The organism is Brevundimonas mediterranea, assembly GCF_011064825.1.
GTDB lineage: Bacteria > Pseudomonadota > Alphaproteobacteria > Caulobacterales > Caulobacteraceae > Brevundimonas > Brevundimonas mediterranea_A.
The window spans coordinates 715,940-736,209 of the sequence record NZ_CP048751.1 but is presented as its reverse complement, the minus strand read 5'-3'; the positions used below and the strand labels follow the sequence as shown (position 1 = coordinate 736,209).

Annotated in this window: 20 protein-coding genes and 1 other RNA gene; 8 read left to right on the top strand and 13 right to left on the bottom strand. The window is 69.8% G+C overall.

Going from position 1 to position 20,270, the window contains the following annotated elements; all coding sequences use genetic code 11:
• Positions 1 to 10: 10 nt before the first annotated feature.
• The 5 genes from GYM46_RS03670 to GYM46_RS03650 all read right to left on the bottom strand — a co-directional run bounded on the left by GYM46_RS03670 (position 11) and on the right by GYM46_RS03650 (position 5,783).
• The gene (locus GYM46_RS03670) at positions 11 to 436 is read right to left on the bottom strand and encodes a surface-adhesin E family protein (RefSeq protein WP_008260344.1); all 426 of its coding nucleotides are present in this window, start codon (positions 434 to 436) and stop codon (positions 11 to 13) included.
• On the bottom strand, positions 433 to 3,870 hold the full coding sequence (locus GYM46_RS03665; protein WP_008263665.1) for an AAA family ATPase: 3,438 nt from the start codon (positions 3,868 to 3,870) through the stop codon (positions 433 to 435). The genes GYM46_RS03670 and GYM46_RS03665 overlap by 4 nt, the downstream gene beginning before the upstream one ends.
• A 12-nt stretch (positions 3,871 to 3,882) precedes the next feature.
• On the bottom strand, positions 3,883 to 4,485 hold the full coding sequence (locus tag GYM46_RS03660) for a thioredoxin domain-containing protein (protein WP_008261295.1): 603 nt from the start codon (positions 4,483 to 4,485) through the stop codon (positions 3,883 to 3,885).
• Positions 4,486 to 4,488: 3 nt separating this feature from the next.
• Positions 4,489 to 5,136, bottom strand: a complete 648-nt coding sequence (locus GYM46_RS03655) for a DsbA family protein (protein ID WP_008261078.1) — start codon at positions 5,134 to 5,136, stop codon at positions 4,489 to 4,491.
• Between the two features lie 95 nt (positions 5,137 to 5,231).
• Entirely contained in the window at positions 5,232 to 5,783 is a 552-nt protein-coding gene (locus GYM46_RS03650) for a DUF721 domain-containing protein (protein WP_008261212.1), read from the bottom strand.
• Positions 5,784 to 5,804: 21 nt separating this feature from the next.
• On the opposite strand from GYM46_RS03650, the gene mutY reads away from it, so the two are divergent.
• Complete coding sequence (gene mutY, locus GYM46_RS03645) at positions 5,805 to 6,839, top strand: A/G-specific adenine glycosylase (RefSeq protein WP_008262490.1); 1,035 nt, start codon at positions 5,805 to 5,807, stop codon at positions 6,837 to 6,839.
• Positions 6,840 to 6,848: 9 nt separating this feature from the next.
• Here mutY and GYM46_RS03640 read toward each other — a convergent pair whose 3' ends face one another.
• From GYM46_RS03640 to tkt, 3 genes are all read right to left on the bottom strand, one after another.
• Positions 6,849 to 7,958 carry a site-specific DNA-methyltransferase gene (locus GYM46_RS03640; RefSeq protein ID WP_008258856.1) on the bottom strand — a complete coding sequence of 370 codons (1,110 nt, stop codon included), beginning with the start codon at positions 7,956 to 7,958 and terminating at the stop codon, positions 6,849 to 6,851.
• 706 nt (positions 7,959 to 8,664) lie between these two features.
• Positions 8,665 to 9,876, bottom strand: coding sequence for a formate-dependent phosphoribosylglycinamide formyltransferase (gene purT / locus GYM46_RS03635; protein WP_008261305.1), 1,212 nt, complete (start codon positions 9,874 to 9,876; stop codon positions 8,665 to 8,667).
• A 181-nt stretch (positions 9,877 to 10,057) separates the two neighbouring features.
• Positions 10,058 to 12,049, bottom strand: a complete 1,992-nt coding sequence (gene tkt, locus GYM46_RS03630; protein WP_008262676.1) for a transketolase — start codon at positions 12,047 to 12,049, stop codon at positions 10,058 to 10,060.
• A gap of 96 nt (positions 12,050 to 12,145) precedes the next feature.
• Here tkt and GYM46_RS03625 point away from each other — a divergent pair, with 96 nt between their 5' ends.
• The 7 genes from GYM46_RS03625 to GYM46_RS03595 all read left to right on the top strand — a co-directional run bounded on the left by GYM46_RS03625 (position 12,146) and on the right by GYM46_RS03595 (position 15,192).
• Complete coding sequence (locus GYM46_RS03625) at positions 12,146 to 12,424, top strand: hypothetical protein (RefSeq protein WP_008263869.1); 279 nt, start codon at positions 12,146 to 12,148, stop codon at positions 12,422 to 12,424.
• The gene (locus GYM46_RS03620) at positions 12,424 to 12,744 is read left to right on the top strand and encodes a cell division protein ZapA (protein WP_008263136.1); all 321 of its coding nucleotides are present in this window, start codon (positions 12,424 to 12,426) and stop codon (positions 12,742 to 12,744) included. The genes GYM46_RS03625 and GYM46_RS03620 overlap by 1 nt, the downstream gene beginning before the upstream one ends.
• A 65-nt stretch (positions 12,745 to 12,809) precedes the next feature.
• Positions 12,810 to 12,972, top strand: a non-coding RNA gene (ssrS, locus tag GYM46_RS03615) — 6S RNA.
• Positions 12,973 to 13,135: 163 nt separating this feature from the next.
• Complete coding sequence (locus tag GYM46_RS03610; protein WP_008264368.1) at positions 13,136 to 13,693, top strand: 5-formyltetrahydrofolate cyclo-ligase; 558 nt, start codon at positions 13,136 to 13,138, stop codon at positions 13,691 to 13,693.
• 31 nt (positions 13,694 to 13,724) lie between these two features.
• On the top strand, positions 13,725 to 13,958 hold the full coding sequence (vapB, locus tag GYM46_RS03605; protein ID WP_008264254.1) for a type II toxin-antitoxin system VapB family antitoxin: 234 nt from the start codon (positions 13,725 to 13,727) through the stop codon (positions 13,956 to 13,958).
• Positions 13,955 to 14,374, top strand: coding sequence for a type II toxin-antitoxin system VapC family toxin (locus GYM46_RS03600; RefSeq protein WP_154726295.1), 420 nt, complete (start codon positions 13,955 to 13,957; stop codon positions 14,372 to 14,374). The genes vapB and GYM46_RS03600 overlap by 4 nt, the downstream gene beginning before the upstream one ends.
• Positions 14,371 to 15,192 (top strand): TIGR00282 family metallophosphoesterase, encoded by an 822-nt coding sequence (locus tag GYM46_RS03595; protein ID WP_008261349.1) that lies wholly within the window; start codon positions 14,371 to 14,373, stop codon positions 15,190 to 15,192. Before GYM46_RS03600 ends, GYM46_RS03595 begins: the two co-directional genes overlap by 4 nt.
• 49 nt (positions 15,193 to 15,241) lie before the next feature.
• Here GYM46_RS03595 and GYM46_RS03590 read toward each other — a convergent pair whose 3' ends face one another.
• The 5 genes from GYM46_RS03590 to GYM46_RS03570 all read right to left on the bottom strand — a co-directional run bounded on the left by GYM46_RS03590 (position 15,242) and on the right by GYM46_RS03570 (position 20,209).
• Complete coding sequence (locus GYM46_RS03590; RefSeq protein WP_008264199.1) at positions 15,242 to 15,562, bottom strand: XRE family transcriptional regulator; 321 nt, start codon at positions 15,560 to 15,562, stop codon at positions 15,242 to 15,244.
• A gap of 1 nt (position 15,563) precedes the next feature.
• Positions 15,564 to 15,920 carry a type II toxin-antitoxin system RelE/ParE family toxin gene (locus GYM46_RS03585; RefSeq protein ID WP_008259953.1) on the bottom strand — a complete coding sequence of 119 codons (357 nt, stop codon included), beginning with the start codon at positions 15,918 to 15,920 and terminating at the stop codon, positions 15,564 to 15,566.
• Positions 15,921 to 15,978: 58 nt separating this feature from the next.
• A complete protein-coding gene (locus tag GYM46_RS03580; RefSeq protein WP_040349272.1) occupies positions 15,979 to 17,544 on the bottom strand; it encodes an alkaline phosphatase D family protein in 1,566 nt (521 codons plus the stop codon).
• Between the two features lie 98 nt (positions 17,545 to 17,642).
• Entirely contained in the window at positions 17,643 to 18,650 is a 1,008-nt protein-coding gene (locus GYM46_RS03575) for a glycosyltransferase family 4 protein (RefSeq protein WP_232216209.1), read from the bottom strand.
• Positions 18,651 to 18,820: 170 nt separating this feature from the next.
• Positions 18,821 to 20,209: a cytochrome P450 gene (locus GYM46_RS03570; RefSeq protein WP_008261181.1), complete on the bottom strand. Its 1,389-nt coding sequence runs from the start codon at positions 20,207 to 20,209 to the stop codon at positions 18,821 to 18,823.
• Positions 20,210 to 20,270 lie beyond the last annotated feature (61 nt).

Here is a 20,270-nt window from a genome sequence, read left to right as displayed (position 1 = left end):
AGGCAAGGGGTCAATCCTTCAGCGCGGCTTGACCCTGAAGGATCGCTTCGTCCAGCCTGAGGGTCTCGCGAGCAGCAGCCTCCCCGCACGCCACGGCCATCAGTTCCGCCGCGTCTCCGCCCGGCGCGGCTTCATAGGGCGGGGCGGGGTCGGGCGTCGCCGGGCCTTCGGTTCTGTCGGCTTTCAAGGACGCGAAGTCGAGCCGGTCCGCCGTGCCGGCGCGGCAATCGAAGGCCCAGCGCGACCAGCCGCCGACATAGGTCACGTCCCCGACCTTGAACCCGGCCTCCGTGACCTGAAGCTCGCGCATATGGGCCACGTCGCCCGTGCGTTCGATGGAGGCGACATCGGCATAGACGGCGAAACGGCCGACGCCGGTCGGGACCAGTTCAGGATCTGCTCCAGTCAGCAGGAAGGCCAGCAGCAGGGGGATCATGCGACCAGTTTCTCCGCCTGGTGCAGGTCCACGCTGACCAGCTGGCTCATGCCGCGCTCGGGCATGGTGACGCCGTACAGGCGGTCCATGCGGCTCATGGTGACGGGGTTGTGGGTGATGACGATGAAGCGGGTGTCCGTGCGCGAGCGCATCTCGTGCAACATCTTGCAGAACCGGTCGACGTTGGCGTCGTCCAGCGGGGCGTCCACCTCGTCCAGCACGCAGACGGGGGCGGGGTTGGCCAGGAAGACGCCGAAGATCAGGGCGGCCGCCGTCAGGGCCTGTTCGCCGCCCGACATCAGGCTCATGACCGACAGCCGCTTGCCGGGCGGGCAGGCGTAGATCTCCAGGCCCGCCTCCAGCGGATCGTCGCTCTCGACCAGTTTCAGCTCGGCCTGGCCGCCGTCGAACAGGGCCTCGAACAGGGCCTTGAAATTGGCGTTGATGACGTCGAAGGCGGCGACCAGCCGTTCGCGGCCCTCGGCGTTCAGTTCGTCGATGCCGTCGCGCAGCTTGGCGATGGCCTGGGTCAGGTCGATCCGTTCCGACTTCATGCTGTTCAGTCGGTCGCCGTATTCGGTCGCCTCGTCCTCGGCCCGCAGGTTGACGGCGCCCAGGGCCTCGCGTTCGCGCTCCAGCCCGTACAGCAGGCTCTCGGCCCCGGCGGCGTCGGGCGGGCGGGCTACGGCCTCGTCGGTCAGCTTGCGGGCCAGGTCTTCCGGCGACATCTGGGCGGTTTCGCGGACGGTGGTCTCGGCCTCGGTCAGCTTCTCGGCCGCGGCCTCGGCGCGGGCGGCGAGACCGGCGCGGGCTTCGCGGGCCTGGGAGGCGGCGGCGTCGGCGGCGCGGGCGGCGCGATCAGCCTCGCTTGCAGCAGTCTCGGCCGTGGCCATGGCGTCGGACGAGGCCTGTTTGCGCTGTTCGGCGGCGGTCAGGGTGTCGAGCAGCCTGGTGCGCTGTTCCGCGAAACCCTGGGGCGCGACCTCGGCCTGTTTCAGCTGTGCGGAGGTTCGCTCGGCGTCCGTGGTCAGGGCGGCGACCCGGGCGCCGCTGTCCTTGGACCGGGCGATCCAGCCGTCGCGGGCGCGGGTCAGGCCGCCCAGGCGTTGTTCGCGGCCCTGGCGGTCGCGGGCCTCGGCGTCCCGGTCCGACCGGGCGGTCTGGGCGGCGATGCGGGCGGCGTCGGCGGCGGCGCGGGCGGCGGTCAGATCGTCCCGCAGGCCGGACAGGGTCTCGGACGGGGCCTCGACCGTCTGTGCGGCGGCCAGAGCGGCTTCGGCCTCGGCCACCTCGGCCGCCAGACGCGCCAGGGCCTCATCCAGAGCCTGGGCGCGGGCCTCGCGGCGGGTCTGGTCGCGGGTCAGGCTTTCGACGCGGTCGCGGGCGGCGGTCACGGCCTTGTCGAGGGCGAAGGGTTTGAGGCGGGCGGTCTTCACCGCCTCCTCGGCGGCGCGGAAGGCCTCGGCCGCCCCCTTCTGCTGGGCCTGGGCCTGTTCGAGCGCCGGCTTGCCCTTGTCGATCTCGGTTTCCAGCTCGGCCAGGCGGGTGCGCTGGGCCAGACGGACTGCGGCGGGGCGGGGCGCCTCGGCGCGGCTGACGAAACCGTCCCAGCGATAGAGGTCGCCCTCGGGCGTGGCCAGACGGGCGCCGACGGGCAGGGTGCGAGCGAGATAGGCCGCCTGGGCGCGAGGGGCGACGCCGCACAGAACCAGGCGGGCGGCCAACTGCTCGGGCGCCTGGACGTGGTCGGACAGGGGCTCCACCCCCGCGGGCCAGACCGGCGGGTGGGGATCGGCCCCGCCCCAGTAGGCGGCGGCGCGGGCGTCCAGGGCCGCGTCGAGGTCTTCGCCCAGGGCGGCGGCCAGGGCGGCCTCGTAGCCCCGGTCGGCGCGGACCTTGTCGAGGGCGGGGGGATGGTCGCGCTTGCCGCCGACCAGCAGCTGGGCCAGGCCGCGCGCCTCGGTCTGGAGCCGGCCCAACCGGTCCTCGGCGGCCCGGGCGGCGGTGCGGGCCTCTTGCTCGGCGCGGGCGAGGTCGCCGCGTTTGGCCTCAGCGGCCTCGACGGCTTCGCGGGCGGCGGACAGTTCGGTCTGGGCCGTCTCCAGCGCCTGACGGGCGGACTCCAGCTCGGGCGTTTCCAGCGGGCCCAGGGCGTCGCGTTCGCGCTGCGCCTGATCCCGCTGGGCGGCGACGCGGGTGAGGCGGGTCTCGGCGTCTCGGCGGCGGGCGGCCTCGGCATTGGCGCGGGCCTCGACGGCGGCGAGGGCGGCGGCCAGGCGTTCGACCTCGGCGTCGGCGGCCTTGCGGGCCTCTTCGGCGGCGGCCAGGGCCTTGTCGAGTTCGGGGCCGCGTTCGGGGGCGGCGGCGATCTCGGCCTGGAGCCGGGTCAGTTCCTGGTCCAGCCGGTCCAGTTCGCGCCGGGCGTCGGCGGCCATATTGGTCTCGCGCTCGGCGTCGGCGGCGATGCGGGCGGCCTCGGCCTTGAGACGGTCCACCTCGGCGCGGGCGGCCTGTTCGGCCATGTCGAGCCGGTCGCGCTCCAGGCTGGCTCGGTGCAGCAGGGCGGAGGCGACGGCGTCCTCCTCCCGCGCCGGCTTCAGCGCCTCTTGGGCGGCGAGGGCGGCGGTCTGGGCGGCGGCGGCGGCGGTCGTCGTTTCCGCCACCGCGCGGTCGGCGGCGCGCAGTTCCTCGGCGGCGGTCTCGGCCGCCAGTCTGGCGTCGTTCCAGCGGACGTAGAGGAGCGCCGACTGAAGGGCGCGGATTTCGGCGGAGATCTTCTTGTACTTCTCGGCCTGGCGGGCTTCGCGCCTCAGCCGGTTCAGCGCCGTCTCCAGCTCGCGGCCGATGTCGTCAAGGCGTTCCAGATTGGTCTCGGCCGCCTTCAGGCGCAGTTCGGCCTCGTGGCGGCGGGTGTGCAGGCCGGCGACGCCGCCCGCCTCTTCCAGGATGCGGCGGCGGTTCTGGGGTTTGGCGGCGATCAGTTCCGAGATCTGGCCCTGGCGGACCAGAGCGGGGGAGTTGGCGCCGGTCGAGGCGTCGGCGAACAGCAGCTGGACGTCGCGGGCGCGCACCTCCTTGCCGTTGATCCGGTAGGTCGAGCCCTGGCCCCGGTCGATGCGGCGCGACACCTCCAGCACCGGGCTGTCGGTGAAGGGCTGGGGGGCGCGGCGCTGGGCGTTGTCGATGGTCAGGCTGACTTCGGCGTGACTGCGCGGCGGGCGGCCGGCGGCGCCGGCGAAGATGACGTCGTCCATGCCTTGGCCGCGCATGGCCTTGGCCGAGTTGGCGCCCATGACCCAGCGCAGGCTTTCAAGGACGTTGGACTTGCCGCAGCCGTTGGGGCCGACGACGCCGGTCAGGCCGGATTCGATGTGCACTTCCGCCGGATCGACGAACGACTTGAAGCCGACGAGCCGGAGGCGCTGGAATTGCATCGGTCCTGGCGGTTACCGGCGCAGCAGCGGATCGACGGCGGCCGACAGGGCCTCCAGCGAGTGGTCGGCGACGGGCTTGCCGTTGACGAAGAAGCTGGGGGTGCCCGCCACGCCGGCCTCCTGCGCGCCTTCGATCTGGGCCTGGAGCGCGGCGCCGGTCGCGGGATCGCCGAGGCAGGTCTCGATCTGTTCGCGCGTCTTGCCGCTGGCGGCCAGGCCGGCGTCGAACCAGGGCTTGGCGCCGGTGGTGCGCAGATTGGCCTGGTCGCGCATGAAGACCTCGGCCACGTCGAAATAGCGGCCGGGCGCGGCGCAGATGGCCACGGCCGCAGCAGCGGCGGCGACATTGGCCGGGGCGGTCGGCAGGTTGCGATGGACCAGCCGGACCTTGCCCGTGTCGATATAGCGGGCCTTGAAGGCCGGCAGAACGTCGTTGTGGAAGTCGGCGCAGTGCGAGCAGGTGAAGCTGGCGTATTCGATCACCGTCACCGGCGCGTCGGCCCGACCCAGCACATGATCCTGGGCCGTCACGGGCGGCGGGGGCTCGGCGGCGAAGGCCGGCCCCGCCAGTGTGGCGGTCAGGAGGGCGAGGGTGAGGACGGCGCGCCGGATCATGGCTTATTTCGCCAGTTCGGCGTCGATGGCCGTCGACAGGTCGGCCAGGCTTGCGCCTTCGCCGCCGGGGGTGATGACCTGGGTGTCGTTGACGTAGAAGGCCGGGGTGCCGGTCACGCCCTGGGCCTGGGCGAACTGGACGCGCTTCTCCATGGCGGCGACGGCCTCCTTGTCGGTGACGCAGTCGTTGAACTGCTGCTCGGACAGGCCGGCGGCCTGGGCCGTGCGCAGCAGCCAGTCGCGCGGCGACGAGGTCAGCATTTCCTGCTGGGTGGCCATCAGCTGGTGGATGACGTCGAAATACTTGTCCGGACCGGCGCAGCGGGCGACCAGGAAGCCGGCGGTGGCGGCGTCGACCGGCGGGGTCGGCAGTTCGCGGAAGATGTAGCGGACCTTGTTGGTGTCGACGTACTTGGCCTTGAACGCCGGCCAGGTCTTGGCCTGCCACACGGCGCAGTGGGGGCAGGTGACGGAGGCGTATTCGACCACGGTGACCTTGGCGCCTTCCGCCGCGCCCAGGCCCATGTCGCCCTCGGCCGCGCCCTTGGAGCCGCCGGCGCCGCAGGCGGCCAGGGCCATGGTCGCCATGGCGGCGCCGGTGATGGCCGCACGGCGGCTCATGCGGGCGAAACGGGTTTCGAAATTGGCCATTGGACTTCCTTGGTCGGAGCGTTGCCGGATGATCGCGCGATTCCCGGGGAACAGCGCAACCTTGATCATTCGAGAACAGGTGCGGCGAAGATTTGTCAATCGCGGTCGTTCGAGCGTGACAGGGTGGCGCGGCCCAGGCGGGCCAGGGCGGCGCGGAGTTCGTCGGGAACGTCGGCGATGGAGGCGGCCAGATCGGCCTCGGCCTCGGCGGCCAGGGGCGGGGGCTTGGCGGCGCGCTTGGGGCGGGCGGCGGCCTCGGTCAGGGGTTTGACCGGGCCCTGGGCGATGCGGAGGCGATCGACTGAACCGGCGCCGAGGAACAGGTTCACGCGGGCCAGGATGTCTTCGGACTGATGCTGGACCAGAAGGGCTGCGGCGCCGGCGACGCGCAGCTCGAGCACGCCGGGCTGGCCGGCCTTGCCCTTGGTCAGTTTCTGGGGGCGGGTGACGCGGGCCAGGCGGTCGCCGACGATCTCGCGCCAGCGGGGCTCCAGCGCGCCGGCGCCGCGGCCGAACTTCTCGTCCAGTTTCTTGATCAGCGGCGTCAGGGCCTTGCCGGCGCGCGGGGCCGGGCGCGGCGCCGGGCGGGTGCGGCGGCGCGACAGGATCTCGCGGACCTCGGCGTCTGTGGGCAGCGGGCGGCGCATGGGCCTATATAGCGCCATCTCATGCTCGACGTCTCTCTGATCCGTTCCGAATTGCTGGCCTGGTACGACCGGCATGCGCGCAGTCTGGCGTGGCGCGCGCCGCCGGGGGCGGAGGCGCGGACCGATCCCTATCGGGTCTGGCTGTCGGAGGTGATGCTGCAGCAGACCACGACGCCGCATGCGACGCCGTATTTCCAGAGCTTCACCGCCCGCTGGCCGACGGTGTCGGACCTGGCGGGGGCCGAGGACGGCGAGGTGATGGCCGCCTGGGCGGGGCTGGGCTACTACGCCCGGGCTCGCAATCTGCTGGCCTGCGCCCGGGCGGTGGCGGGCGAGCATGGGGGCGTGTTTCCGGATACGGAGGCGGGCTTGCTGGCCCTGCCGGGGGTGGGCGCCTATACGGCCGCGGCCGTGGCGGCCATCGCCTTTGATCGCCCGGCCAATGTGGTGGACGGCAATGTCGAGCGGGTCATGGCGCGGCTGTTCGCGGTCGAGACCCCGGTTCCGGCGGCGGGGCCCGAGTTGAGGCGGTTGGCGGGGCTGTTCGTGACGGACGAGCGGCCGGGCGATTGGGCTCAGGCGCTGATGGATCTGGGGGCGACGGTGTGTCGGCCCAACTCGCCGCTGTGCGGCCAGTGTCCGGCGGCGGACCAGTGTCTGGGACTGGCGAGCGGAGCGCCGGAGCGGTTTCCGGTAAAACTCAAGAAGGCGGAGCGTCCACATCGTCGGGGGGTGGCCTTCGTCATGATCGATCCCGACGGACAGGTGGCGCTGGAGCGGCGGCCGGACAAGGGGTTGCTGGGCGGGATGCTGGGGCTGCCCACCAGCGATTGGAGCGCCGCGCCCGATCCGACGCCGCCGGTCGCGGCCGACTGGCGCGAGGCGGGGGCGGTCGAGCATGTCTTCACCCATTTCAGCCTGACCCTGACGGTGCGGGTCGCCCATGTCAGGCCGGCCGGCGACTATCAGTGGCTGGGGCTGGACGCGGCGCGGGTCGCCTTGCCCACCGTCTTCGCCAAGGCGCTGGATCGGGCCGGCGAACCAGCCCTGATCTGAGGCCACCGCCTATTGCATCCCGGCGCGGACCTCGGCGCGGAGGGCGTCGATGGATTTCAGGCCCTGGTCGGTCTTGAAGCGCCAGTAGGTCCAGCCGTTGCAGGCGGGGGCGTTCTCGAACAGGGCGCCCAGCTTGTGGATCGAGCCGGTCAGGGAGCCGGACACCAGGGAGCCGTCGGCGCGGACGCGGGCCTCGCGCTCGCCCTTGGGGCAGTAGAGGCGGTCGCCGGGATGCAACAGGCCGGCCTCGACCAGGGCGCCGAAGGGCACCTTGGGCTCGGCGCGCTTGGAGCCCATGACCATCAGGTCTTCGGGATTGGCGGGAATGACCGAGGCGATGCGGGTTTCGGCGACCTCGGCGTAGGTCTCGTCACGCTCGATGCCGATGTAGTGGCGGCCCAGGCGTTTGGCGGCGGCGCCGGTGGTGCCGGTGCCGAAGAAGGGATCCAGCACGACGTCGCCGGGGCGGGTGGCCGACAGCAGGACGCGGTGCAGCAGGGCCTCGGGCTTCTGGGTCGGATGGGCCTTCTTGCCGTCGGCGTCCTTGATCCGCTCTTCGCCGGTGCACAGGGCGAAGGTCCAGTCGGACCGCATCTGGGTGTCTTCGTTGAAGGCCTTCAGGGCGTCGTAGTTGAAGGTGTAGCGCTTCTGCTCGCGCGAGCGGGCGGCCCAGATCAGGGTCTCGTGGGCGTTGGTGAACCGGGTGCCCTTGAAGTTCGGCATCGGGTTGGACTTGCGCCAGATGATGTCGTTCAGCACCCAGAAGCCCAGGTCCTGGATGGCCGCGCCGAGACGGAAGACGTTGTGATAGGAGCCGATGACCCAGATCGAACCCTCGGGCTTCAGCACGCGGCGGCATTCGGTCAGCCAGGCGCGGGTGAAGGTGTCGTATTCGGCGAAACTGTCGAACTTGTCCCAGTCGTCATCGACGGCGTCGACCTTGGAATTGTCGGGACGCAGCAGGTCGCCGCCCAGCTGGAGATTATAGGGCGGGTCGGCGAAGACCATGTCGACCGAGGCGTCGGGCAGGCTTTTCAGCACGGCGATGCAATCGCCACGGTGAATGACGTCCTTAGCCAGGGTGGGCTTATCCAGGGTGGGGAGCTTCAGATCGGACATGCAACGCGGCCTCGGAACAGTGAGACGGGCATGGTGAATCCTTACGGTTAAGGCAGTGTTGATTCCGGGGTTTTCTTTGCGCGCCGTGACGCGGGCGAGCGGAGGCGCCGACGCGCTTTCGCTGCGAAGTTATGAAGGGCTGGGCGGGGCGCCGGGCCTTCGCCCGGAGTTTGATCTAGAAATACCGTTTCGACGAAGGTTTGACGCCCCGCGCGAATGGTTGGCCTGCAAGCTCGGGGCGCCGAGCGGTGGCGGTCTTATCGCCTAACCCCATAAGCCTGCGACGGGTCGGCGGTCCCTGCGAAGAACCGTCCCGAGTGCGATCGAGTATCCCCCTCGACCCTCCGCCGGCGCACCATGTGTCGCCGTCGGCGCGGAGGGATTTCACCCCCGCTCCCGTTCCATCCGCTCCCGCCGCCACAAGGTCGCAGGCCTTACGAGCCCTCCAAGAGACGAGACCGGGAGTGATTATAGGGGGTGGGCGAACCCAGGCGGGGAAGTCGGGACGAGAATCTGGCAAGGAGTTGGAATCGCTGGGGTGAGACCAGCGTCATTGTGACAGTTGGCGCCGTTCGGGCCCCCTCCGTCTCGCCGGCTTCGCCGGCGATCCACCTCCCCCAGGGGGGGAGGATTTTGGTGTTCGCATTCCTCCCCCCTTGGGGGAGGTGGCGCGGCGCAGAGCGCCGTGACGGAGGGGGCGGTGAGGTCAGCCCCGCACCACCTTCACGCATCCCGCCGCCTCGCGCGCCCGTTCGCGGGCCTGGTCCGTGTCGGCGCCGCGGGCGACAGCGACGCCCATGCGGCGGCGCTCGAAGGCTTCGGGTTTGCCGAAAAGGCGCAGGTCGGCGGTCGGGACGGACAGGGCTTCGGCGACGCCTTCGAAAGCGACGCCTTGCGCCTCCATGCCGCCGTAGATGACGGCGCTGGCGGCGGGCTCGCGCTGGGTGACGTCCACGGGCAGGCCCAGGATGGCGCGGGCGTGGAGGGCGAACTCGCTCATCGTCTGGCTGGCCAGGGTGACGAGGCCGGTGTCGTGGGGGCGGGGCGAGACCTCGGAGAACCAGACCTGGTCGCCCTTGATGAAGAGTTCGACGCCGAAGACGCCCCATCCCTTGTTGTCTGGGCCGCCGAGGGCGTCCGTGACCTTGCCGGCGATGTCCTGCGCGGCGGCGAGGGCGGCGGGGGTCATGGCCTGGGGTTGCCAGCTCTCGACATAGTCGCCCTTGACCTGGCGGTGGCCGATGGGGGCGCAGAAGTCGGTGCGGGTCGAGCCGTCGGCGGCGCGCGAGCGGACGGTCAGCAGGGTGATCTCGAAATCGAAGTCGATGCGGCCCTCGACGATGACGCGGGCGCCGGCGACACGGCCGCTATCCTGAGCATAGGTCCAGGCGTCGGCGATTTCGTCGCGGCTTTCGACGAAGGACTGCCCCTTGCCGGACGAGGACATGACCGGCTTGACGAAACAGGGGTAGCCGACGGTCTCGGCGCCGGCGGCCAGTTCCTCGGCCGAACCGGCGAAGGCGTAGGGGCTGGTGGGCAGGCCCAGCTCTTCGGCGGCGAGGCGGCGGATGCCCTCGCGGTTCATGGTCAGTTGCACGGCGCGGGCGGTGGGGATGACGACGGCGAGGCCGGCGGCCTCGATATCGGCCAGGACCTCGGTGGCGATGGCCTCGATCTCGGGCACGATGATGTGCGGGGCCTCGGCCAGGATGACGCCGTTCAGCACCTGGGGATCGGTCATCGGGATGACGTGACTGCGATGCGCGACCTGCATGGCGGGGGCGTTGGGATAGCGATCAACGGCGATCACCTCGACGCCGAGCCGCTGAAGCTCAATGGCGACCTCCTTGCCCAGTTCGCCCGAGCCGAGGAGCATGACGCGGATGGCGGTGTCGGAGAGGGGGGTGCCGAGATTCATCGTCTGCTCCAACGTCCCTTCTCCCCCTGCGGGAGAAGGTGGCCCGGAGGGCCGGATGAGGGGTCGGTGGATGTTGGACTTTTGCGGTCGGTGCGACCCCTCGCCCGACCGCGCCAGGACGACGGCTTCGCCGCCGTGCGCGGTCTCCCTCTCCCGCAGAGGGAGAGGGAGGTGAGAGGGGTTAGAGCCGGGCCTTGACCGCCGCGACCACCGCGTCGGCGGTGATGCCGAACTTGTCGTAGAGGACTTCGGCGGGGGCCGAGGCGCCGAAGCCGGTCATGCCGATGAAGGCGCCGTCTTCGCCGATGAAGCCTTCCCAGCCCTGTTTGATGGCGGCCTCGACGGCGACGCGGATCGTGCCGCGGCCGATGACCGAGGCGCGGTAGGCGGCGTCCTGTTGTTCGAACAGTTCGACACAGGGGACGGAGACGACGCGGGTCGGGACGCCTTCGGCCTCGAGGGTTTCGGCGGCCTTCAGGGCCAGGGCCAGTTCCGTGCCGGTGCCGAACAGGGTGGCCTTGGCCTCGCCCGACGCGGGCTTGATCTCATAGGCGCCCTTGGCGGACAGGTTTTCCGTGCCCGCGACGGTGCGGACGGCCGGGGTCTTCTGGCGCGACAGGGCCATGGCCGAGGGGGCGGTCTTGGTCTCCAGCGCGATCTTCCAGCATTCCATGGCCTCGACCGTGTCGGCGGGGCGGAAGACCAGAAGGTTGGGGATGGCGCGCAGGGCGGCCAGGTGTTCGACCGGCTGGTGGGTGGGGCCGTCCTCGCCCAGGCCGATGGAGTCGTGGGTCAGGACGTGGATGGCGCGGACCCCCATCAGGGCGCCCAGACGGATGGCCGGGCGGCTGTAGTCCGAGAAGACCATGAAGGTGCCGCCGTAGGGGATGACCCCGCCGTGCAGGGCCAGGCCGTTCATGGCCGCGGCCATGCCAAACTCGCGGATGCCCCAGTTGACGTAGCGGCCCTCATAGGACGGGGCGTCCAGGATGGGGGTGCCGGCGACGAAGGTGTTGTTCGAACCGGTCAGGTCGGCCGAGCCGCCGATCAGTTCGGGGATGGCGGCGAAGACCTGGTCCAGGGCGGCGCCCGAGGACTGGCGCGTGGCCTGGGCGGGCTGGGTCTCGATCAGTTCGGCGATCTTGGCGTTCAGGGCGTCGAAGGCGCCCTCGGGCAGGTCGCCCTTCATGGCGCGGGTGAAGTCGGCGGCCTGACCGGAGGCGGCGAGGCGGGCCTCCCACTTCTTGCGGTCCTTGGCGCCGCGACGCCCGACCTTGGCCCAGGCGTCGGCGATGGTCTGGGGGATGTCGAAGGGTTCGTGATCCCAGGCCAGGCCCAGGCGGGTGGCGGCGATCTCGGCGGCGCCCAGGGCGGCGCCGTGGGTCTTGTGGCTGCCTTCCATGGTGGCGGCGCCCTTGCCGATCTTGGTCTTGCAGGCGATCAGGGTCGGCTTGTCCTGGCGGGTCGCCCATTTGAGAGCGGACTTGATCGCGTCCATGTCATGGCCGTCGATGGCCTTCACCGCCCAGCCGGCGGCCTTGAAGCGGGCCTTCTGGTCGGTCGTGTCGGACAGGGAGACCTTGCCGTCGATGGTGATCTCGTTGTCGTCCCACAGGACGGTCAGCTTGTTCAGCTTGTAGCGGCCGGCCAGGGCGATGGCTTCTTGGCTGACGCCTTCCATCAGGCAGCCGTCGCCGGCGACGACCCAGGTGCGGTGGTCGACCAGGTCCTCGCCGTATTTGGCGGCGAGGTGACGCTCGGCCATCGCAAAGCCGACCGAGGTGGCCAGGCCCTGGCCCAGGGGGCCGGTGGTGACCTCGACGCCGGGCATGTGGCCGTATTCCGGGTGACCGGCGGTCCTGGAGCCCCACTGGCGGAAGTTGGACAGTTCTTCCTTAGTCGCGGCCTTGTAGCCGGTCAGGTGCAGCAGGGCGTAGATCAGCATCGAGCCGTGGCCCGCCGACAGGATGAAGCGGTCGCGGTCGGCCCAGTCGGGGCGGCTGGCGTCGAACTTCAGAAACTTCGAAAACAGCACCGTGGCGACGTCGGCCATGCCCATGGGCATGCCGGGGTGGCCCGACTTGGCCTGTTCGACGCCGTCCATGGCGAGGACGCGGATGGCGTTGGCCATCTGCTGGGGCGTGGCCTTGGGGGCGGATTTGACGTCGGTCACGAGGGAAGACCTTTCGGCGGAAGCGGAAATTCAGGGGCGCGCCGCTTTACCCCGGCGCGTCCTCGGGTTCTATACGGAATTTACAAGGAGCGACCGATGGCAGACGCCACCACGGCCGCACGGGCCCGTATCGACCGGGCCCTGGCCGAACTTGAACGCAAGATCCTGGAGCTGAAGGCTCGCCCGGCCTCCGCGCCGGCGATCGCCGACGACGACCTGTTCGCGCCCCGAGCCGGGAACGGGGCGGATGCGGCGCGGGTGGCCGAGCTGGAGGTGGCCGGGCGCGAGGCGTCGCAGGCCCTGGCCCGGGCGGCCGCCGCCGTGCGCGAGGTGCTGGATCAGGACGACGAAGAGACCGAAAGCGAGGCCCGCTGATGGCGACGGTGACGGTGGAGGTGAACGGCCGACCCTATGCGGTGGGCTGCGCCGACGGGCAGGAGGAGCGGGTCCGCATCCTGGCCAAACAATTCGACAATCAGGTGCGCCAGGTGGCCCAGGACGTGGGTCATGTGGGGGACCTGCGGCTGTTCCTGATGTCGGCCCTGATCCTGTCGGACGAATTGCACGAGGCGCGCCTGAACGGGGGCGGGGGTCCTGCGCCGCAGACAGCCGCCGCGCCGCCGACCAGCGACGGGGTGGCCGAGGCGCTGAACGCCGTGGCCGCGCGGATCGAGAAGATCGCCCAATCTATCTGATCACGGTCGATCTGATCACGGCGCTTGAGAAGGCGGGGCGCAGCGCCTATCTTGTTTGATGGCGGGTCCTGCTGCGGCCCTCGTCGAAGGCATACATTTCCTCGCGACCTTAATTCACTCAAAGGGATCTGTCCCTGTCCGGGCTCGAGGGCCTGGGCATATGGAGCCCACCTGGCTACCCAGGTTCGAGAGGATTTAAACGCCCTTCACGGTTCTTGCGGCGCCGCCAACCTCTCTCTTTTTTGCGCTATCGCTCGCCGCGCGGCGGCTCGCTGCTTCAGCGATTTTTGTCGCTACCGCTCGCGACGCGGTCGCTCGCTGTTTGAGCGAGTCCGGCATGCGAGGGGCATGGTCTCTGTGCGGAACCGGATGGGGCGTGTAAGCCCGCGGCATGACCCTTGAGAAGCATGAACTCCGGGCGGCCGCCCGCGCGCGGCGAAAGGCTCTGGCCGAGGCCGATCCGATGGCCGCCCGGCGCGCCGCCGACCATGCCGAGGCCCTGCCGCCGGGGCAGGTGGTGGCCCTGTACAGCGCCATGGGGTCCGAACTGGACGCTGAGGCCCTGGCCGTGGCGCTGGAGGCTGCGGGGCGGCGGCTGTGCCTGCCGGTGGTGCTGGAACGGGATGCGCCGATGATCTTTCGCGCCTGGTCGCCGGGCGAGCCGCTGGAGATGGACGCCGCAGGTTGCCCCGCGCCCCTGCCGCTGGCCGAGGTGTTGGAGCCGGATCTGATCCTGACGCCACTGCTGGCGTTCGATGCGGTCGGCGGACGGCTGGGGCAGGGCGGCGGGTTTTACGACCGCACCTTTGCGGCGCGGCCCGAGGTGATCCGGGTCGGCTTCGCCTATGCGGGACAGGCGGTCGAGGCGCTGAGCCTGGAGGCGCACGACATGCGGCTGCACGGGGTGCTGACCGAGGCGGGGTATCGGGATTTCGGCATATCCCATTGACATATACGTTAGTCGGGCCGATAGCGAACTCATGAGCCCGCCGCTGAAAGCCACAGTCTTCAAGTCGAACCGCTCGCAGGCTGTGCGCCTGCCCAAGGCGGCCGCCTTTCCGGATGACGTGAAAGAGCTGCGCGTCATCAAAGAGGGCAAGAGCCTGCGCCTGGTGCCGGTCAACGCCCTGTGGGATGACTTCTTCGACCGGCCCGGCATTCCAGACTGGCCGGATCGGGATCAGCCTGAGATGCAGAAGCGGGAGGAGTGGTGACCGGCTTCATGCTGGACACCAGCATCTGTATCGAAATTCTGCGGGGCCGCAGCGCTGCGCTGAATGATCGTCTGAAGAGCGAACAGGCGCCGTTGCATGTTTCGACGGTGGTCGTCATGGAATTGGCGGTCGGCCCGAACAAGCTGGCCGACCCGCGCCGACGCGATTTGCTGGAGGCGTTTCTGGCGCGTCTGGAAATTCTTCCGTTCGATGAGGACGCCGCGCGCCACACGGCGGAAATCCGCGCCGTGCTGGAGCGCCAAGGGCGGCCCATTGGACCCTATGATTATCAGATCGCGGGCCACGCCCGCAGCCAGGGACTGACCGTGGTCACCCGCAACATCGGCGAATTCGAGCGTGTAGCCGGCCTCAGGGTCGAGCACTGGTCGGATCCTAGTAAAGGCGTACACGAATGAGACTGGCCTTCTTCGGCGACGTCATCGGCAAGTCCGGCCGTGACGGGATCAGCGATCATCTTCCGGGCCTGAAGCGCGACCTGAAGCTGGACTTCGTGGTGGTGAATGCGGAGAACGCTGCGGGCGGTTTCGGCATCACCGAGAATACGGCGCGCGAGCTGTTCATGGCGGGCGCCGACTGCCTGACCCTGGGCAACCACTCGTGGGATCAGCGCGAGGCCCTGACCTATATCGTGCGCGAGCCGCGGCTGATCCGGCCGGCCAACTATCCGCGCCTGATGGATGCGCCGGGCGCCGGGGCCAATCTGTTCGAGACCCATTCGGGCCGCACCGTCCTGGTGATGAATGTGCTTGGCCGGGTGCATATGGACCCGATGGACGATCCGTTCGGCGCCGTCGAACGCGAGCTGGCGGCCGCGCCCCTGGGGGCCGTGGCCGATGCGGTGATCGTGGACATGCACTGCGAGGCGACCAGCGAGAAGATGGCCATGGGCCATTTCTGCGACGGCCGCGCCTCGCTGGTGGTCGGCACCCATACCCACGTCCCGACCGCCGACTGCCAGATCCTGCCCGGCGGCACGGCCTATCAGACCGACGCCGGCGGCTGCTGCGACTATGACAGCGTCATCGGCAACGAGAAGGAAGAGCCGCTGCGCCGCTTCACCACCCGGATCTCGGGCGGGCGCTACATGCCGGCGTCCGGTCCGGCGACGGTGTGCGGCGTGTTTGTCGAAACCGACGACAAGACCGGGCTGGCGACGCGGGTCGAGCCGATCCGGGTCGGCGGACGGTTGAGCCAGGCGGTGCCGGTTCTCTAATCTGCAAGGGAGAAGTCGCCGCACTCTCCTGGGCGAGGCGGATCCTTACTCAGTGGGTGATGTCGCCCATGCCTGTGAGGTGCAGGACGCCCTTTCCAGGCAGTTCGACGCGCAGTTCAAGGGTTCCGCCGGCCGCTTCGACGAACCGGCGCAGGGTGGACAGATAGAGATCGGCCTGGCGTTCCATCTTGAGCACCGAAGGCTGTTTGACTCCAAGCGCCTGAGCGATCTGCTCCTGGCTGCGTTCGGCCAGCTCGCGCAACGCCTTCAGGCCTTCCACTTCGCCCACGAGTTCGGCGGCGCGGGCGTTGATGCGCGCCCGGCGGGCCTCGGGCAGCGCAGCCATGATCTCTTCGCGCGTGCGACCCATCCTATGTCTCCTTCAACGCCTTCAAATGGCTGGTGAACCGGCTGTCCGCCTTGGCGATCAGCCCCTTGTAGAACCGTTTCTGGGCCACGCCCGCCTTGTCGCCGGCCACCAGCAGGATCGCCTGCCGCGCCGGATCGAATGCGAACGCCACCCGCCAGACCCCGTCCGCCGCCTTGAACCGAAGTTCCTTCATGTTGGCGTGCCTTGACCCGGTCAGGGTGTCGGCGTGGGGTCGGCCCAGACCCGGTCCATAGATTTCCAGGAGCGCCGTCATCGCCAGAAGCTCGTCTTGGACTTCGACGGGGAGGGCGTCGAACTCCGGGTCGAAGTCATCATGGTTGCTGACGGCCCATGGCATGTCTTTATATAGCCTCGAGGCTATATCCTGTCCATAGGCTACAGCCTATGCGAGGTCATCACGCCGTGGTCAGGGTGTTCGAGCCCGCCTCGACCGCGAAGGTCTGACGGGTCGTCAGCGCGCCGGAGCGGGTCGAGACCTTGTCCAGGACCTTGAACTGGGTGGTCCAGAGGTTCGGGGTCGCCTCGCAGATCAGATAGCCGCGCTGGGTGTTGCGGAACTTCAGCTGGGGATTGGCCGAGAGGAAGCGGTCGTAGTCGGAGCCGCGGTCCGAGCCGTCGCCGCCGGAGCTGATCGAGGTGCCGACGAATTCGACGGCGATGGGGGCGCCCTCGGGCTGGCTGCCGTCCAGCCACAGGCCGCCGGCGTAGTTCTGATGCTCGTCGCCGGTCAGGACCACGACATTGTCGATGCGGCGGTCGCGGATGTGGCGCAGCAGGCGGTTGCGGGGCACGCGATAGCCGGCCCAGCTGTCGGTGTTGACCCCTTGGCCGCCCGAGGTGTTGCGGTTCAGGTCCATCATCATGACCTGCTGGGCCAGGGCTTTCCAGCGCGCCTTCGAGCGGTCGAGATTGGTCAGCAGCCAGGCCTCCTGGGCGTCGCCCAGCACCTGGGCCGTCGTCGCCTCTATGCCGGGGCAGGTGGCGTTGTAGCGGTCGCCGCAGGGCTGGTCCGTGCGGTACTGGCGGGTGTCGAGGAAGGCGATGTCCAGCAGGTCGCCGTACTGGGCCCGGCGATAGGCCTGCATGCCCGCGCCGCGCGGGAAGGCCGACTTCCGCATCGGCATGAATTCGTAGAAGGCCTGCATGGCGGCGGCGCGACGCAGCAGGAAGACTTCAGGCGGCGCGCCGTCCTGATCGATGTCGCCGACCCAGTTGTTGTCGACCTCATGGTCGTCATAGGTGCAGAACCAGGCCGCCGAGGCGCGCGAGGCCTGAAGATCCGTGTCCATCGTGTACTGGGAGTAGCGGCGGCGATAGTCGTCGAGGCTGTAGATCTCGCCGCCCAGGTGGACGCGGGTGTTGTCCTGCGGGCCTGAACCCGACTGGTAGATCGGGTTGCCCCGGCCTTCGTAGATGTAGTCGCCGTAGCAGAAGATGAAATCCAGATCCTCTTCCGCCATCTTGCGGTGGGCGGTGTAGTAGCCGCTCTCATAGGCCTGGCAGCCGGCGACGCCGAAGCGGACGGCCGAGACGGCGTCGCCGGCCAGGGGGGCGGTCTTGGCGCGGCCGACGCCGCTGCGCTCGGTCCCGCACTGGAAGCGGTAGAAATAGAGGCGGGCGGGCTCCAGTCCCTCGACCTCGACATGGACGGAGTGACCCAGTTCGGGCCGGGCGACCGCCTCGCCGGACCGGACAACGGTGTTGAAGCCGCGGTCGGCGGCGACTTCCCATTTCACTGCGACGGGCGCCTTGGGCATGCCCGAGCCGTAGGCGACAGGGTCGGGGGCCAGACGCGTCCAGATGACGAAGCCGTCAGGCAGGGGGTCGCCTGCGGTCACGCCCAGCCGGAAGGGGTTCACGTCGAAGACGGCCTGGGCCAGGGCGGGGCCGGTGTTCGACAGGGCCAGGCCGCCCCCGAAGGCGGCGAGCATGGACCGGCGGGAGAGGGCGAGCGTGGTCATCGAAAATCCCCGAACTGGAGCCCGGCTCTATCGCCGCGATGTGACAGATTTTCCAGCCGTATCCGCATCCGCCGGGGCTCGGCACGCCGCCTTGGGCGTCAGGCGGCGAGGCGACGTCCCGACAGGACGACCGCCTTGCGGATCTGCTTCAGTTCGGCGGACCGTTGTCGGGGTGAGTGGACGTCCATCACATGACGCTGTCCGGCGCGGGCCAGGGCTGTGCGTTCATCCGGGTTGCGGATCAGGCGCTCCATCGCCTCGGCCAGGCTTTCGGGCGTGATCTCGTCGACATAGAGGGCGTGGTCGCCGCTGGCCTCGCGCAGGCCGCCCCGGCCGGACGAGATCAGGGCCGCGCCCGCCGCATGGGCCTCGACCGCCGTCAGGCCGAAGGGTTCGTCCCAGACCGAGGGGGTCAGGGCGATGGCGGCGGTCTTCATGATGTCGCGCACCTCCGACAGCGGCGCCGAATGCAGGACGGCGACCCGGGCGCCGTATCGCTCAAGCGGGGCGAGGTGGGGCCCGGCCCAGGCGGCGTGCCTGTCCCAGTCGTTCAGCATCAGCACCGCACGCCAGTCGGGGTGGGCGTCGAGTACGGCGGGCAGGGCGGCGCACAGGACGTCCAGACCCTTCTCCGGCATGGCCCGACCGGCGAAGGCGATCACCCGCTGCCGGTCGTCGGGTGAGGCGAACCAGGCGGCCGCGTCGATGGGGTTGGGCAGGGCGTAGGCGCGGTCGGCCAGGCGGGGATAGGTGCGGGCGAAGGCGTTCCGCTCGGCGGCGCTGACGAAGATGAAGCCGTCCATTCGGCCATATCGGGCCGCGTAGCGCCAACGGTCGATCCGATGGCGCGCAGGCTTCAGCGCATTATGCCGATAAAGAACATGGACGGCCTGGGGGAAGCGTGACGATACGGACAGGGCCTGTTTCACCTGCTGGTGGTGTTCGATCAGATCCGGCCCGAAATCGCGCAAGGCGTCGATGAGACCTTGCTGTGTATTGCGGCGCGGCAGGGTGGTCACCATGCCCGGCGCATTATGATCCAGGGCGCCCTCCAGGCAGAAAATTCGCGTGTCTGCGTCTCCGTTGAAGAGGGCGAGAGTGCGCACGACCGTCTCCATGGAGTTGGGGCGGGCCTCGGAGAAGAGCGAGCCCGGAGGCAGCAGAATGGCGGTGCGCAGCGCGATGATCCCCGGAGATAATTAGCCAGCGAGGGCTCGCCTGATCGGCGAGACCGACTGTCAAACGCTCCAGGTCGGGAAATCCGTCGCCGAAATCGTCAGCGTCTGCGCGCCCGCAGCCGCAACCGCATCGCCTCGCGGCTGCGAAGGGTGATCTGATGCACCGGCCGGGGTTCGATCATCGTGACGGGCTCGATCTCGGCGGCGCGCAGGATGGAGGCCAGGGCGATCACCGCCTCCTGGATGGCGAAGGCGGCGCCGATGCAGACGCGGGGACCGGCGCTGAAGGGGATGTAGGCGTAGCGGTCGATGGACTTGCGGTTCTGCGGCAGGAAGCGTTCCGGCCTGAAGGCGTCGGGGTCGTCCCACAGCAGGCTGTGGCGCTGCAGGATCCACGGCGAGATGATGACGGTGGCGCCGGCCTTGATCGGCTGGCCGCCGATCTCGTCGTCGGCCAGGGCCTTGCGGGCCATGGTCGGGGCGGGCGGGAACAGGCGCATGGTCTCGTCCAGAACGGCGCGGGTCCAGGGCAGGGCGTCGGCCCATTTGGGGTCGGAGACGTCGAAGGCGTCGGCCTCGGTTTGCAGGCGGGCCAGGTATTCGGGCTGGCGCGACAGCAGGTGCAGGGTCCAGCCCAGGGCGCGGGCCGTGGTCTCGTGCCCCGCCAGGATGAAGGTCAGGATGTTGGCGGCGACCTCTTCGTCGCTCAAGCCGGGGCCGCCGTTCTCGTCGCGGGCCAGCAGCAGGGCGCTGAGCAGGTCCTCGGGCGGGGCGTCGCCGGATTCGATGCGGGCGCGGCGGGCCTCGACCAGTTTGGTGACGCGCTGTTCGAAGAAGCGGGCCGAGCGGAAACTGGCCAGGCGGCCCAGGCGCGGGGCCCAGTCCGGCGCGCCCAGGACGTCCAGCGGATCAATGCGGGCGCCATTGGCCAGGAACTGGTTCAGGGCGCGCTCGAAGCCGCGCGCCTCGCCGCCCAACTCGTCCGAGAACATGGTGGCGGACAGGATGTCGAAGGTCAGGCCGGACATTTCGGAGTCGATGTCCAGCACCCGCCCGCGCGGCGACAGGGACCAGCCGGCGACGCGGGCCTGGCAGACCTCGGCCATGCGGGCGTTCAGGGTCGCCATCTTGGCCGGGGTGAACAGGGGGGCCAGGATGCGGCGGGCGCGGCGCCAGACGTCGCCCTCGGTCAGCAGCAGGCCCTCGGCCAGCATGGGCCCCAGGACGCGGCGTTGCAGGTCGCCCTTTTCATAGTTGGCGGCGTTCTCGGTCAGGACGTGGCGGACGCCCTCGGGGTGGCTGACCACCAGGATCTCGCCGAAGGCGCTGTTGCCGTGCAGTTGCGGCTCGGTGAAGTGCCGCTCGGACCACATACGGAGGGGGTCGCGCCAACTGATCCAGAGGAAGGGCAGCAGCGACAGGGGCTTGCCCGTCCGTCGAGGCGGTATGGCGGGGCGGAAGATGGTGTCGGCCGTCGTCGCGTCCATAAGACGCTCCTATGCAAATCGCCCGTCAGCCAGGCGCGGGTCCGTAAACGCTCGATCTGGT